Source organism: Flavobacterium sp., assembly GCF_031423415.1.
GTDB lineage: Bacteria > Bacteroidota > Bacteroidia > Flavobacteriales > Flavobacteriaceae > Flavobacterium.
Window position 1 is genome coordinate 25,108 of sequence record NZ_JANPFL010000140.1, and the last position, 15,503, is coordinate 40,610.

12 protein-coding genes are annotated in these 15,503 nt (G+C 35.5%); 4 read left to right on the top strand and 8 right to left on the bottom strand.

The window, feature by feature from the left end:
• The 3 genes from RMO83_RS12715 to RMO83_RS12725 are packed head-to-tail and all read right to left on the bottom strand — an operon-like array spanning position 1 to position 3,565.
• A complete protein-coding gene (locus tag RMO83_RS12715; RefSeq protein WP_310560074.1) occupies positions 1-192 on the bottom strand; it encodes a hypothetical protein in 192 nt (63 codons plus the stop codon).
• Positions 193-232: 40 nt separating this feature from the next.
• A complete protein-coding gene (locus RMO83_RS12720; RefSeq protein ID WP_310560075.1) occupies positions 233-2,524 on the bottom strand; it encodes a hypothetical protein in 2,292 nt (763 codons plus the stop codon).
• 39 nt (positions 2,525-2,563) lie between these two features.
• Positions 2,564-3,565: a GntR family transcriptional regulator gene (locus RMO83_RS12725; RefSeq protein WP_310560076.1), complete on the bottom strand. Its 1,002-nt coding sequence runs from the start codon at positions 3,563-3,565 to the stop codon at positions 2,564-2,566.
• A gap of 203 nt (positions 3,566-3,768) precedes the next feature.
• Between RMO83_RS12725 and RMO83_RS12730 the strand changes: the two genes are divergently transcribed.
• On the top strand, positions 3,769-4,632 hold the full coding sequence (locus RMO83_RS12730) for a hydroxymethylglutaryl-CoA lyase (protein WP_310560077.1): 864 nt from the start codon (positions 3,769-3,771) through the stop codon (positions 4,630-4,632).
• On the opposite strand, the gene RMO83_RS12735 is transcribed toward RMO83_RS12730, so the two are convergent.
• Positions 4,629-7,178: a cation-translocating P-type ATPase gene (locus RMO83_RS12735; RefSeq protein ID WP_310560078.1), complete on the bottom strand. Its 2,550-nt coding sequence runs from the start codon at positions 7,176-7,178 to the stop codon at positions 4,629-4,631. The genes RMO83_RS12730 and RMO83_RS12735 overlap by 4 nt on opposite strands.
• A gap of 189 nt (positions 7,179-7,367) precedes the next feature.
• On the opposite strand from RMO83_RS12735, the gene guaB reads away from it, so the two are divergent.
• Positions 7,368-8,840, top strand: coding sequence for an IMP dehydrogenase (gene guaB / locus RMO83_RS12740; protein ID WP_310560079.1), 1,473 nt, complete (start codon positions 7,368-7,370; stop codon positions 8,838-8,840).
• Positions 8,841-8,897: 57 nt separating this feature from the next.
• On the opposite strand, the gene RMO83_RS12745 is transcribed toward guaB, so the two are convergent.
• From RMO83_RS12745 to RMO83_RS12760, 4 genes are all read right to left on the bottom strand, one after another.
• The gene (locus RMO83_RS12745) at positions 8,898-11,138 is read right to left on the bottom strand and encodes a cation:proton antiporter (RefSeq protein ID WP_310560080.1); all 2,241 of its coding nucleotides are present in this window, start codon (positions 11,136-11,138) and stop codon (positions 8,898-8,900) included.
• 116 nt (positions 11,139-11,254) lie between these two features.
• The gene (locus tag RMO83_RS12750) at positions 11,255-12,022 is read right to left on the bottom strand and encodes a polysaccharide deacetylase family protein (RefSeq protein ID WP_310560081.1); all 768 of its coding nucleotides are present in this window, start codon (positions 12,020-12,022) and stop codon (positions 11,255-11,257) included.
• A 35-nt stretch (positions 12,023-12,057) separates the two neighbouring features.
• Entirely contained in the window at positions 12,058-13,404 is a 1,347-nt protein-coding gene (gene purB / locus RMO83_RS12755) for an adenylosuccinate lyase (RefSeq protein WP_310560082.1), read from the bottom strand.
• Positions 13,405-13,519: 115 nt separating this feature from the next.
• On the bottom strand, positions 13,520-14,212 hold the full coding sequence (locus tag RMO83_RS12760; RefSeq protein ID WP_310560083.1) for an NAD-dependent deacylase: 693 nt from the start codon (positions 14,210-14,212) through the stop codon (positions 13,520-13,522).
• Between the two features lie 157 nt (positions 14,213-14,369).
• On the opposite strand from RMO83_RS12760, the gene RMO83_RS12765 reads away from it, so the two are divergent.
• Both RMO83_RS12765 and RMO83_RS12770 read left to right on the top strand, forming a co-directional pair.
• The gene (locus RMO83_RS12765) at positions 14,370-15,026 is read left to right on the top strand and encodes an RNA methyltransferase (protein ID WP_310560084.1); all 657 of its coding nucleotides are present in this window, start codon (positions 14,370-14,372) and stop codon (positions 15,024-15,026) included.
• Positions 15,027-15,171: 145 nt separating this feature from the next.
• On the top strand, positions 15,172-15,503 hold a 332-nt coding region (locus RMO83_RS12770; RefSeq protein WP_310560085.1), incomplete at its 3' end, for a hypothetical protein.

The window sequence follows — 15,503 nt, forward strand, 5'->3', positions numbered from 1 at the left end:
TTATAATGATTGTCTTAGTATTAACTCTGTTGGTACATAGTGCTGCATTGTTTCGCCCTTGGTAATAAATTCTGCAGCTTTTAAACCTAATGCTTTAAAGTCAGTTGAAACCACCGAAATACCTTTGTAAATAAATTTTGTCATAGGCGTTTCGTTGTACGATAAAAATCCAACATCTTTGCTAGGGTTCAATTTTTTTTCTTGATATAGTCGTTTTGGTTTATGTTTTATTTTAGTTTTTCACTTGTATCGTGATTGTTTGATTTGGTTGAATTAAATATTTTCTTTTGCCAAAAATTTTACTCTCTTGCCATAAACTTGATTTTTGCTGTTTGTTCTCTAATACTACTGATGCTTCTGCAGTCTGTTTTGTTCGGTTGGTTATCTTGAGAGTTGCCCTATGTTCATTTGAAGACATCAATTCTACTTCGAGTTGATCAAAAGCGGTAACTACTTTATTTTCTACATCTACATATATACTTGGCAGTTCAGTTGTAGTTAGCAATAAACTTGTTTCTGCCCAAGTAGAACCTGAAAATATTTCACCAATTCCTTCAAGCCAATCTGTAGTGCTGACTCTTTCATTGATCCAACCCTCCTGCATTCCTTTAATTGGTCGGTCGGGTCGCGACATATATTGGGGAATAGATTGTGTGATGTCATTCAATAAATTCAAATACAAGATATTGTTTGTGGCACGATACAAACGCAAAAAAGCTAGTCCAGAATGTGTGCAAATACCCGGAGAACCGTGCTTGTTTTGAGTGTTGGCAAAAACGGCTCCAGTTGATTTCATATCCATTGCGCCCCAAAGACTTGTTGCAGGAAAAACATAATCATAGGACATCACCCAAGTTGAATATTGATTAGCTGTTTCTGAAGCATAAGTTAACCATTTTTTATCTTTGGTTTCTTCATATAAAACAGCATACGATTCAAGCATTCCATACCAGGATTCACTATCTGGGTTTTGTAAAGCATCACCTGGACCGCCGCAACTAATACCATTAGTCGTAAAATTATCATACATATATTGAGCGGATTGACAGGCAATGTTAAGATATGATTTATCATTAAAATATCTTGATGCAAATACCAAAGCGGCAGGTGCAATAGCGGCACTAGATGAACCTCCAACGGCTATTTCTCCTGTTGTGCTGTCTACAAACTGACCGAATTGTCCGTTTTTTGTCCATAGTTTCACAAATGAATCAGCTACTGTGCGTGTACCATTTTCCCAAACTGGTTCTACGGTAGTTCCTTGAATTTTCATAAGATCAAATTGCTTTATAATATAATAGAGCGCATCGGCACTTTTCCGAATTAAGTGCCAGTTTTTTGACAATGGTTTTCGAGTATCGCCACCAATCCATACATTTCCTTTTTCGCCGCTATCCCAAAAAAAGCCTGACGGTGAAATCCCATTTGGGAAAAGCCAATTGAAATTAGCGATTACATTTTTACGGGTTTGTTCATTTTTAGAAAAAAGTAGTGGATACGTAGAAATCATCCCGCCTACCCAGCCAATTTGCCAGTCTTGAAAATAGTTATTTCTAGGTCCAACGGAATAATAGCCCCATTTTGGAACAAAATTATAATCATTGAATTTTTTTTCAAGTATATCAAAACAAGAAGAGAATGGAATTTGTGGAACAAAACTGGATTTTGGCAAAAGTTCCTGCCGAATTTGAATATATTTATCAAAAAGAACTTGGGTTTTTTCGGCTTTAAAGTGATGCAACCTAAAGGTATATTCTACTTCGTCGGCTTCTTTAAAATCTGCGGGTAAATCGGGGGTTGGTGCTTGGTTATCGCAAAGCCGGTATTGTGTTAACTCTCGCACTAATGGTGAACACAATGAAATCGTGGCATTTTTTCGATTTCGCGATTCCTCAATATTTATACCTAAATCTCCATATTTGTTTTTTTGTGTAGTGGTCAGGAAAAAACCTGTTTTAGAATTTATAGAATGAAAACCAATTGAGGGTGATGCCATGCTTCCACTACGTTCTTGAATATGTGAAACACCATTTGCAATATTCAAACGAGGCACATCAGAAATGACCATAGGTTTATTTTTGCCAATATCTTTAATTTCATTTAGTTTAGGCGAATAAGCGATACGTCTCGAAATAAAGCGATTTCCATTATAAGCCGAGGCGGGTAATAACACATAATTTTCTTTGTTCCAATCGTCAAATTGAAATTCTACCAGTGTTGCAGCAGATTTTTCAAATCCTTTTGTTAAATGAAATGTTACAATGAATTCGGTTGTTTCGGAGTCAATTTCTTTTTCAATTTTATTCACTACCCAAGTTGCTGTATTGGTTTGTATAGTATTTAAATCATTGGCAATGCTTCTGTTTGTTACTTTATTAAAAAGTTCATAATCATATTTTTGAACTACAAAAGCCATCTTTAAATTGTGTTCTGCTTGTGCCATTGCACTATTAGGGTCAATGAGTAAGCTAAAAATAAATAGTAATTTAATGGTGTAAGCTAAGGTTGCTATCTTTATTTTCATTTTTTAATGTGCATAAAATTAAGGAACAAAAGGACTATTTTACAATGAGTCTCTTAAAGTTAATTGTGTTGATACGTAAAACTGTATCGGTTCGCCTTTTGTAATAAATTCGGCGGCTTTTAATCCTAATGCTTTAAAGTCAGTTGAAACCACCGATATTCCTTTGTAAATAAATTTTTTCATCGGCGTTTCATTGTAGGATAAAAATCCAACATCTTTGCCAGGTTCCAGATTTTTTTCTTGACATTGTTCTAAAAATTGCCCCAAAATTCGATCACTAACACTTATATAAGCTATGTTTTTTTTAATATTGAACTCTTTTGGATTGGTAATAATTTTATATTTGAAATTAAAATCGATACAAAATTTTTCGAAAAAAGTAACAGTTTCAATCGGATGATGGGTGAAATTGGGATAAACAAAATGTATTTCCTCATATTTTTTAAAGGATTCAACGGCACCAAGCAACGATTCATAAAAAGACTTTCCAAAATCTTGAAAAACATAATTATTCTTTGGCTTGGAATGAATATTCCAATCAATCAACAAAAGTTTATCGTTTGAAATATTGGTCAACGCAGAAGCCAATTCATTATGATCAAAATTCATTACTACATATTTATAATACTTGCCAACGCTACTATTTATTATGGTCTTGAAATTGTCAATATTGTAATGATGAAATTGTACGTCGACTATAAAATTATCAGGCAAATTATTGATAAATGAATGATATAAAACTTCTTTATAAGCCTTAAACGTGTCTAAAAACAAAAGTACTTTTCGAGTTTCACCCGCTACATAATACCCTTTGTTAGGAACCGACTCAATAACTCTTTGTCCTTTTAAAATCGAATAAGCTTTGAAAACAGTGTCTTTAGAAAGGTTGTTTTCTTTGCAAATACTATTGACCGATGGCAATAAATTGCCCTTGCACAGGAGGTTTTCAGCAATGGCATTAGTAATTGAATTTACTAATTGCTGATACTTCGGAACATCACTTTCAGGGTTAATGGTAAATGCAAAATTCTTTTTATTCATATTATGTACTGTACTGTACTGTTATGCTAAATTAATAATTTTTGAATATAAAAAAAATATAATCGAAAAAAATTAATAATTTTTTTAAGTTTCACTATTTTCAATTGATTTAGACAAACGCTAATGACAAAATACTAGTTTTTATTTTTAGTTTGATTAGTTGTATTTCATACAAATCTATTTTTGATTACTTTTGAATTTCTATGGAAGCAATAAAAATTATAGAATGTCCTCGAGATGCGATGCAAGGAATAAAAGCTTTTATTCCTACGGCAAGAAAAGTGGCGTACATTCAGTCTTTGCTTCGTGTGGGTTTTGACACTATCGATTTTGGAAGTTTTGTTTCGCCCAAAGCCATTCCGCAAATGCAAGACACAGCCGAAGTGTTGGCACAACTTGACCTTTCGCAAACCAGAAGTAAATTACTTGCCATAATTGCCAACACTCAAGGCGCTATAACGGCTAGTCAGCATCAACCCATTCAATATTTAGGATTTCCCTTTTCGATTTCCGAGAATTTCCAGATGCGTAATACGCACAAAACGATTAATGAATCCTTGGTAACTTTACAAGAAATATTAGAAATAGCAGCTAAAAGCAATAAAGAGGTCGTTGCATATCTTTCGATGGGATTTGGAAATCCTTATGGAGATCCTTGGAATGTTGAAATTGTGGGTGATTGGACAGAAAAGCTATCAAATATGGGAGTAAAAATCCTTTCGCTTTCGGATACAGTAGGTAGTTCAACACCAGATGTGATTCAGTATTTGTTTTCGCACTTGATTCCAAAATATCCAAAGATTGAATTTGGGGCTCATTTGCATACCATACCAGACAAATGGTTTGAAAAAATTGACGCCGCTTACAATTCAGGTTGTCGACGTTTTGATGGTGCTATTCAGGGTTTTGGAGGATGTCCAATAGCCAAGGATGTCTTAACGGGTAATATGCCTACCGAGAAATTAGTTTCCTATTTTACTTCTAAAAAAGAAAACACTACAATCAGCGCGATGAGTTTTGAAAGTGCTTATAATGAAAGTTCAAAATTATTCAGAGCATTTCATTAACCTTTTTTTCGCTTCAACACTTTGTAAATTTCTATCCAAAACACCGAAACAAATCCAACCAAAATACTCAAACCAATTTGTGCCAGCGAAATGGATTCAAACATAAAGAATTTAGAAAATACAGGAACCAAAAGCAGCAAACTAGTTAAAAGAACTGTGGTTCCAATGATGATCAATACCAAGTTGTTTTTGTATCGAATGGTGGTAAATATCGAATAGTAGAACGAACGATTGGCCAAGGTCAAGAAAACATTCGAAGCAATTAAAGTCAGAAAAACTATGGTCCGGGTAACGCTTTCCGTGCAATTTTCTTTGATGCAATATTGATACACAAATAAAAGCCCAAGTGTTATTACTAATCCTTGAATAATACTAATTGTTATTTCTTTTAGATTAAAAAAAGTAGTAGTAAGGGGCCGTGGTTTTTGCAGCATCAAATTCGATTCCATGGGTTCATTTTCATAAATGATGGAACAAGTTGGACCCATAATGATCTCGAGAAAAATAATATGTACGGGCGAAAATATATTCGGATAAATCCATCCCAAAACCAATGGAATAAAGACAATCAGAACGATTGGAATGTGAATAGAAATAATGTATTGTATGGCTTTTTTTAGGTTAATGTAGATTTTTCTTCCCATTGCGATGGCGTCAGTCATTTTCGATAGATCATCATCAATCAGAATAAGATTGGCAGCTTGTTTCGCTATTTCAGTTCCTTTTTTGCCCATGGCAATTCCAATATGAGCCGATTTTAATGCTGGTCCATCATTTACTCCATCGCCTGTCATAGCAACAATTTGATTATTGGCTTTTAAAGCTTCAATAATTTTGAGTTTGGCTTCAGGAAACATTCTAGTAAATAGGGTCGTTTCCATCACTTTTTCTTTTAATATGGCGTCATCCATAGACATCAATTCATCGCCATTTAATGTGTTTTCAGGGTTTTGAAATCCAATTTGTTTGGCAATAGTTGAGGTCGTTGCAGCATTGTCACCTGTAACAATTTTTACTTGAATTCCGGCATTATAAAAAGCATCAAGAACTTTTTTGATATTCTCTTTTGGTGGATCATAAAAAGCGACAATTCCTTTAAATACAAAAGTAAATTCCTGCTGTCCTTTTGGAAAATTATTTCCTGAAAATTCGGAAACACCCACTCCCAAAACCCGAAAACCTTCTTTCGACATCGATTCAATAGCAGTATTGATTTTTTCAACCTCTGCTGCAGAAAGTTTTGAGCACGATATGATAGCCTCTGGCGCGCCTTTGGCAGCAATAATTCTAGTTCCTTTTTGGTTTTCAAAAATATGAGTCATCATGGGTGGTTTTCCTCCCAATGGATATTCGTGAATCAATTTGAAATTGGGTCTTTCGTCCGTAATTTTCAGTTTTGAATACGCTTCGTGAAGTGCAATTTCCATTCCATCAAACGGTATCGGTTCGCTAGCCCACATCGATAGACTTAGTAATTCCTGTTCTTGTTCATTCAATTTTTGCTTATTACTACCATTATCATTGCTATTGCCATTGCCATTATCATTTCTTTTATCATTGCCACTGATTGTATCATCTGAAAGTGTATACCATTTGGCCAAACTCATTTTGTTTTGGGTAATAGTTCCTGTTTTGTCGGTGCAAATTACGGTCGCACTACCTAGAGTTTCGACGGTTTTAGTTTGTTTTACGATAATCCCCATTTTCATCAATCGCCAAGCGCCCAATGCCATAAATGTGGTAAATGCCACTGGAATTTCTTCAGGGATTATGCTCATTGCCAAGGTTAGCGCTTTGAGTAAACTGTTTAATATTAGTCTTGAATTATAATAATTCACCGCCCAAACAAGAATGAAAATAATCAAACCTACGAGGGATAATTTTTTTACAAAATTCCCGATTTGAAGTTGTAAAGGTGTTTTTTCTTCCTCGATTGATTCTATACTTTTCCCAATTTTCCCCAGTTGGGTTTGGTTGCCAATGGCAGTAACTTCGCAAATCGCCAAACCACTAGCGGCAATCGTTCCCTGAAAAACTTGGTTGTTTTTGGATTTTTCATTTTTGAAAACCGAAAATGATTCCCCCGTCAAAACAGATTCATTTACCGAAAAATCATTCGATTGAATAATCACACCATCGGCTGGAATAAAAGTACCTTCCTCGGTTTGAATGAAATCGCCCAAAACAATTTCTTCACTTGGAATTTCTATGATTTCACCGTTACGGATGACCTTACTTTTGGGTTGTGATAATTTTTTTAGTTCTTCAATAGCATTTCTACTTTTCGATTCTTGATACAATGAAATGGTAGCAACTAAAACAATTGCCGCCAACATAAAAACACCATTGCTGTATTCTCCTGTAATGAAATAAATGCTGGTAGCCAATAATAGTAGCAAAAACATAGGTTCTTTAATCATCTCAATTAGGGAAGCTAGGAAATGGTTTTTGTACTGATGTTCTAGCGAATTGGAACCGTTTTTTTTTCTTGACTCAATCACTTCTTGGTTAGAAAGTCCTTGCAATGTTGGAGTTGATTTTTCCATTGGAAAATTTTTATTGTTTTTTCATTCCTTAAAGATGAACAAACAAGGTTTATAAAAACCAGAGGTTATGTGTATGGCAATTTAATCATTTATAATCTAAGTATGATGTTGTTTTGCTTAAGATTAACTATATTTGCACGCAATTTAACTACAATACTGAACCAAGTTCAGCATAAACTACAAATTGCAATGATAGCACACAACTCCAAAATTATCGGCGAAGGATTAACTTACGATGATGTATTGTTAGTACCTAATTTTTCGAATGTACTTCCTCGTGAAGTGAGTATCAAATCAAAATTTTCTAGAAACATAATGCTTAATGTTCCCATTGTATCCGCTGCTATGGATACCGTTACCGAAAGTGCAATGGCAATTGCTATGGCTCAAGAAGGTGGAATTGGTGTTTTGCATAAGAATATGTCTATCGAGCAACAAGCTGCCAAGGTTCGAAAAGTAAAACGGGCCGAATCTGGAATGATTATCGATCCTGTGACTTTACCCTTAAATTCTATCGTTGCCGATGCCAAAAAAGCAATGAAAGAATACGGAATTGGCGGTATTCCAATTGTAGATGAAAACAGAGTGCTAAAAGGAATTGTTACCAATCGGGATTTGCGTTTCGAAAAAAATAATGCGCGACCTATCATAGAAGTAATGACTAGCGAAAACTTGGTTACTGTTGCCGAAGGAACTTCTCTTGAACAAGCAGAAGTGGTGTTGCAAGGCTATAAAATCGAGAAACTTCCTGTGGTGAATTCCGATTATAAACTAGTGGGATTAATTACTTTTAGAGATATTACCAAATTGACGCAAAAACCTAACGCTAATAAAGATATTTACGGTCGTTTGTGTGTTGCGGCAGCCATTGGCGTTACAGCCGATGCACTCGAAAGAGCTACTGCACTTATAAATGCCGGTGTCGATGCGATTGTAATTGATACCGCTCACGGTCATACCCAAGGTGTAGTTAATGTGTTGGCAGCAATAAAATCTAAATTTCCAAAAATTGATGTTGTAGTAGGTAATATAGCCACTCCAGAAGCGGCATTATTTCTAGTAGAAAACGGTGCCGATGGTGTAAAAGTGGGTATTGGTCCGGGTTCTATTTGTACCACTCGTGTTATTGCAGGAGTTGGTTTTCCTCAGTTTTCTGCCGTTCTCGAAGTTGCCGAAGCTTTAAAAGGAACCGGAGTTGCTGTCATTGCCGATGGTGGAATTCGATATACAGGAGACATTCCTAAAGCTCTTGCAGCAGGTGCTCATTGTGTGATGTTAGGGTCACTTTTGGCCGGAACTATGGAATCTCCCGGAGAAACTATTATTTTCGAAGGTAGAAAATTCAAATCCTATCGCGGAATGGGTTCTGTAGAAGCAATGGAAGGCGGATCGAAAGACCGTTATTTCCAAGATGTGGAAGACGATGTCAAGAAATTAGTTCCAGAAGGAATTGTGGGTCGCGTGCCTTACAAAGGTGAACTAGAAGAAAGTATGCAGCAATTCATTGGTGGACTTCGTGCAGGAATGGGGTATTGCGGTGCCAAAGATGTTCCAACTTTACAAGACACAGGGCGTTTTGTTCGCATCACTTCTAGCGGAATTACCGAAAGTCATCCTCATAATGTGACGATTACAAAAGAAGCTCCGAATTATTCGAGATAATTTTTTACACTGTGAAATATAAAAAGGTGCAAGATTCGTTTCTTGCATCTTTTTTACTTAATCGTGAACCAAATCAGCTAATAATTTTTTATCTCCCACAATCCACAGGACATCGTCTTTTTCAAGAATAACATAGGATTCTGGATTTAAGATTCGATTGCCTCTTTTTTCAATACCTACAATCATTCCTTTTGTTTTTTCACGCAGTTTAGATTCCTTGATGCTTTTACCTATAAAGGTGTGATTTTTCAATTCAATTTGGCGTAAAACAATATCAGGTTCCTTCATTTCTGGGGAAATATCGGTTTCGTGTTGGTCTAAATATTTTTTAAATTCTTGAACTTGTGTGTCTGTTCCAATAACGCATACTTCATCACCAGGAAAAATTCGTTCATTGGCGTTCGGAATATGAATTGTGATTTCGCCTCTTTTTATGGATACGATATTGATGCCCAATTCTTCCCTAAGTTTTAAGTTTTTTAAAGATTTTCCAGCGATATTCGATTCGATTGCAATATCAAAAACAGCCATGTGTCCGTCCCAAGGGGTTAAATCGCTTCGGCTTCTTTTGGCTTTTGCAATTTCTCGTCCGTTTAAATTGGCCAGAAAATGATTTTCAATTTTATGATACCGAATGTGGAGTCTCTTTTGGAAAATCAAATAAATTACGATAGCAATTACCAATGCAATTAGAGCAATTCTAGGCGAGAAGAATACTTTCAGCAATAATACTATTAAGAAAATGGATAGTAGAATCCTAATAAAGAACAACATAGTTAGTGGGCCACGAGATTTTCGGTCGTGCATCAATTGTTCAACTTCGGAAATAGCAACTCTTCTAAAGGCAAGTGCCCACAAGAAAGGTGCTATAATGCTCAATGTTATCAGAGCGCCGAGAACATTTCCAAAAGGATAATCGTCAACTAAGGGTTCGATGTATCTTGAGGAAAGCAAGATGATGGCCAGAATTATTACAACCAGTACAACCACTTGAATTAAAAACGCATTGATGACAGTTTGCCATAAACTGACTGTTTTTATCGCTTGCGTACTGGCCGAATAGCGTTCGATTCGTTTGGTTAATTTCCGTGGTAAATTTTGGGCTAAATATTCCGAAAATGGCAGTGAATACTTAATCATAAACGGCGTTGTAAATACCGTAACAGCCGAAACTGCTACTACAATTGGATACAAAAAAGAACTTGTTGATTTGAGTGTTACTCCTAAAGTTGCAATGATAAACGAAAATTCCCCAATTTGTGATAAACTCATTCCCGTTCTGATGGCATCTTTCAAAGGTTGTCCCGATAATAATGCTCCCAAAGTGGAACTTATCGATTGCCCAAATATGGTCACAAACGAAAGAATAAGCACTGGAAGAGCGTGTTCATACAAAGCAGCTGGGTCAATTAGCATCCCTACCGAAACAAAAAATACAGCGCCAAATAAATCTTTTACGGGTTTTACCAAATGTTCAATATGTTCTGCTTGGGTCGTTTCAGCAATGATAGAACCCATTATAAAAGCACCCAAAGCGGGCGAAAATCCAACATTGGCTGCAAGCCCAACCATCGTAAGGCATAAGGCTAATGAAATGATCAGCAGCATTTCATCGGTCAATAAATGTTTTGTTTTTTTGAGCACAGTGGGAATGATAAAAATGCCGCCCAAAAACCAAATCACCAGAAAAAACACCAATTTCAAAACTGATAATAACAAGTCCATTCCCGAAAACTGATTGCTTACCGCAATGGTTGATAATAGAACCATCATCAAAATGGCTAAGATATCTTGAACGATTAGCGAACCAATTACAATTCCGGCAAATTTTTGTGTTTTGACTCCTAGTTCATCAAAGGATTTTAAAATAATGGTGGTTGATGAAATTGAAAGAATAACGCCGAGAAAGACACTATCCATTTTAGACCAATCCATCCATTGACCTACCGAATAACCCAAAACACACATCGTAACAATTTGTATACCCGCTGTGATAGAGGCGGTTCCGCCAACTTTCATCAGTTTTTTGAAACTAAATTCTAGACCAAGGCTGAACAATAAGAAGATGACTCCAATCTCTGCCCAAACTTCTACGCTTTTCATTTCTTTAACCGAAGGGAAAAAATCGAAATGGTTTCCTGCCAAAAATCCTGCAATCAAATAGCCTAAAACTAATGGTTGCTTTAATTTTCGGAATATCAAAACAGCAATGCCCGCAGTCATAAGAATCAGCCCTAAGTCGCTGATTAAGGGCTCCAAATGAAGGGAAACTTCGGCTACTTTTTCTGAAGTATTCATAGACGTTTACTTTAGGTTTTCCGTTTCAAATATTGTGGTAATATACAAAAAACCTTTTTGCAAAAAGAAAAAAATATTCAAACTGGCTTTGTCAGAATAAAATACAAGCAGCGAAACTAGTATTCCAACGCATTCAAATCGGATAAGGTGTAAAACTTCATATTATTGCGTTTGATGTATTTGCAAATTAATTCTAAAGTTGCGTTTTTTGTTTGATAATCTCCATTTACATTTTCAACCGTTTTGTGGCTATTGAGAATCAGAATTTTGTCGTGTTTCTTGGCATAATCTAATAATTCCAGAAGATGCGGAATAGTAAAGTGATTGTGTGTATCATCAATGCTAAAGCTAAAAACTAGATTAGATTCGTTGAAGTAGCAGCCTTGTTTTGCCGCTTTTTCTTCGCAAAAAGCTCTTCCTCTGATGATCTTAAATTTTTCTAATAAAGCGGCGTCTAATTTTCGGGTTCTGCCACCATACGGATAGGCAAAAGACGTCACTTTTAGACCGTAAAAGTTCATTAAAATCAACATCGGATTAATTTCCTGATTGATGTATTCATCGATAGTGTTCACTCGGAGAAAATCAACAGCATTGATATGGTTGAGCGTATGACCCGCAATTTCGTGGCCTTCTTTTTGTAATTCTTGAAGCTTTAGAATTTGGTAATGGCGTAAAGTATTGATTTTGGAAACGCAAAAAGTGCCTTTCCAGGCATATTTTTTTAATTTTTGATTTGTAGCAAACCATTCATTTACATAGGCATCGTCAAATGACAAAATCACTCCAGCTCGATACGATTTGACTACAGGTTTGTCTTTTTCGCAAGAGAATAAAATAAAAAAAGTACAAAGCAACATTGTTTTTAGAATAGAATTCTTCATAATTGCTTTGTACTTTTTTTAAGAGTGTCTTTTTATTAAATCCCCAAGAAATTACTAGGTGTAATTTGCATTAATTCAGCTTTAATTTCTGATGAAACATCAAGTGTCTCGATAAATTCGTGAATCGAATCTTTTGTAATGGCTTCATTGGTTCTAGTCAACCCTTTCAAGGCTTCATAAGGATTTGGATAGGCTTCACGACGCAAGATGGTTTGAATTGCTTCGGCAACAACAGCCCAGTTTTTATCTAAATCTTCGTGGAATTTTGGTTCATTCAAAAGGAGTTTGTTCAAGCCTTTCAAAGTAGCTTCAAAAGCGATTAATGTGTGACCTATTGGCACGCCAATATTTCTCAATACAGTACTATCGGTCAAATCGCGTTGCAATCTTGAAACTGGTAATTTTGCCGAAAGATGTTCGAAAATAGCATTCGCAATACCCAAATTTCCTTCTGAATTTTCAAAATCAATCGGGTTTACTTTGTGTGGCATCGCCGAAGAACCAATTTCTCCTGCCTTGATTTTTTGCTTGAAATATTCCATCGAAACATAGGTCCAAATATCTCTGTCCAAATCAATAATGATGGAATTTATTCTTTTCAACGCATCAAAAAAAGCCGCAAAATGATCGTAATGTTCAATTTGCGTAGTAGGGAAGGAGTGATGCAAACCTAGATTTTCTTCCACGAAAGTACCACCAAATTTTCTCCAATCAATTTGTGGATAGGCAACATGATGGGCGTTGTAATTGCCGGTTGCACCACCAAATTTTGCTGCAAAAGGAATGTTGAACAACAAACGCATTTGTTCCTCTAGACGTTCTACAAAAACACCAATTTCTTTGCCCAAACGGGTTGGTGAAGCCGGTTGTCCGTGAGTTCTTGCTAGCATTGGAACAGCCGCCCATTCCATGCTTAAATTTTTCAATTTTGATGTCAAAGAGATTAATGACGGCATATAGACTTTTTCGAAAGCGTCTTTTGTCGAAAGCGGAATCGCAGTATTGTTGATGTCTTGAGAAGTTAATCCAAAGTGAATAAACTCTTTGTATTGTGACAATCCTAATTTTTCGAAAGAGTCCTTGATAAAATATTCCACTGCTTTTACATCGTGGTTGGTCACTTTTTCGGTTTCTTTGATCCAAAGGGCATCTTCAGTAGAAAAGTTTTTATAAATGTTGCGTAAACTTTCGAACACATGCGGGTTTACGGCTGCAAGTTGAGGTAAAGGAATTTCGCAAAGCGCAATAAAGTATTCAATTTCTACCAATACGCGGTATTTGATTAAAGCTTCTTCGGAGAAAAATTTAGAAAGTGAACTTGTTTTGCTTCTGTATCTTCCGTCTATTGGCGATACGGCGTTTAATTCGTTTAATGTAGTCATTGTTGTTGGCTTTTTATAAAGCGCAAAAATAAGCAATAGTGTTCAGTATTCAGTCTTTAGTATTCAGTTTTTTGGATTAAATTGATTTTTGAAATTGCCATTGCCATTGAAATTGCTATTGTAATTTTTTTAGTTCTTTTCGTACGATTTTCATCCCTTCCGAGCCTGTTGCAGCAATAATTTTGATGTCATTTGGTAAGTCGTAAATTTGTGCTGGTTTTGGGTCAATGTAATAAACAGGAATGGTTGGTTTGGCAAAATTCATCAATCCTGCTGCCGGATAAACCTGAAGCGAGGTTCCAATAATAATTAAAATATCGGCTTTTTCGACAAGGAATACCGCTTCTTCCAAAGCGGGAACTTCTTCTCCAAACCAAACGATATGCGGTCGTAATGGGTTTCCTTTATCATCAACATCGCTAGAATTTAAGTCGTTTTCCCAGTCCAAAATGTAGTTTCTGTTTACTGTACTTCTTACTTTCAACAATTCCCCGTGAAGATGAAGCACATTCGAACTTCCGGCTTTTTCATGTAAATTATCTACGTTTTGAGTAATGATATCAACTTCGAATTCCTTTTCTAATTCTGCCAATAGTTGATGTCCAAGATTGGGTAATACCTCGTGCAATTGCTTACGTCTTTGATTGTAAAAAGCGAGTACTAATTCGGGATTTCTTTGCCAACCTTCGGGCGTTGCTACATCCATCACATTATGACCTTCCCAAAGTCCATCGGCATCGCGAAAAGTTTTAATTCCGCTTTCGGCGGAAATCCCCGCTCCGGTTAAGACGACTAGTTTCTTTTTCATAGATTTTAAATGATTTTACCGCAAATTCACAAACGATAAAATTAAATTTAAGATAATTAATTTGCGAATTTGCGGTTTTATTTTTGTTTTTATACAATCTTTTATTGGAAATAAAACTACTCTTTTTTAGTATTTTTACCAAAAATAATTCCGCATTATGATTGACCTTGATTACCTCAATTTCCTAGAAAACATTCTTACTGAAAATAGAAAAGCTAAGTTTTTGAAAGTATTAGAAAACAGAACCAAACATTTTACAATTGTTGTCGAAGATATTTTTCAAATGCACAATGCTAGTGCAGTGATGCGCAGTTGCGAGGTTTTTGGTATTCAGGAATTGAATGTGATTGAAGAGCGTTATGGTAAAAGTATTGATAAGGAAATTGCGATGGGTGCACAAAAGTGGGTTGATATTAAAACGTTTGATAATGTTTCCAATTGTATAGAAACTTTGAAAAATCAAGGTTATCAAATTATTGCTACAACGCCACATGAGAAGGAGTGTTTGTTGGATGATTTCGACATTTCGAAACCTAGCGCTTTGTTTTTTGGAACGGAAAGAGACGGATTGTCAGAGGAAGTTTTGGAAAAAGCCGATGGTTTTATTAAAATTCCGATGGTTGGTTTTACCGAAAGTTTGAATATTTCGGTTTCGGCAGCGATTATCATTCAAAACTTGACAAATCGGTTGCGAGAATCAAATATTAATTGGCATTTATTCGAGGAAGAAATTTTAGAAAAACGCTTGGTTTGGGCGCAAAACTCAATCAAAGACATAAAGAGAATTAAGGCTAGATATTTTTCAAAATTATAGTATATGTTTTTTTTGCACCTCTTTTTTATCGATAAACTACACACGACTTGTTATTTGAAGAGTATTTTTTCCTTTTAACGATTTTTATATTTTATTTTAGACATAGTTTATAAATTTGTAAAATGAATTTTTAAAATAGTTTTAAGTGCATTCTAAAAAAATATTTAGTCCGTCATATCGACAAGATTATCTAGAGGGATTTGCAAATGGTCGAAATCCGTTTTTGGTTATGGATAGCGAAAAAACCAGTGTAGCTTACATTTCTGGGTTTAATTCTGGAAGGATGGATTATGAGGAAATGAATGGCGAAATTTCGACTGGAATTCCTGAGCGAATCGTTACTATTAAAGTTTTAGAAGAATTCCTTTTGGCAGGTTTGCTTGGATTGAGTATTGAGGATACCGCCGCTTATACTTTATATCAGCTAAATGTAATCTCAAAATGGTATCAAAGTGGCATTGAAAAATACGATCCTTA